The following is a 254-nucleotide window of genomic DNA, read 5'->3' as shown; positions in this document are numbered from 1 at the left end:
CTTGGTAAGCTATTCAGGAAGTAGTCATACCAGCACAGTCATGGACTATAACTTCCTCATGAATCAGGTCAAGAACTTGGACAGCTCCATCATCCAGTACGAAAGCAGCCATGCGGGTCAGGATTTGGTCGCCTTTAAGGAACTTCTAGCTGCGACCAAGGCCTTGATAGCAGAGCATGCGGGCAAGTCTCGCACTGTCGGGAGTTACCAGTCAGGAGACTTTGCCAAACTCAAGTCTGTTCAACGCTTTGCGA

The 254-nt window shown here is 49.6% G+C and carries 1 pseudogene; it reads left to right on the top strand.

What is annotated here, in order from left to right:
* A pseudogene (locus tag HMPREF9184_RS09785) lies at nt 1-254 on the top strand (T7SS effector LXG polymorphic toxin); the annotation flags it as partial.

Origin of the sequence: Streptococcus sp. oral taxon 058 str. F0407, from assembly GCF_000235485.1 — a bacterium.
Classification (GTDB): Bacteria; Bacillota; Bacilli; order Lactobacillales; family Streptococcaceae; genus Streptococcus.
This window is presented reverse-complemented; position numbering and strand designations above follow the sequence as displayed.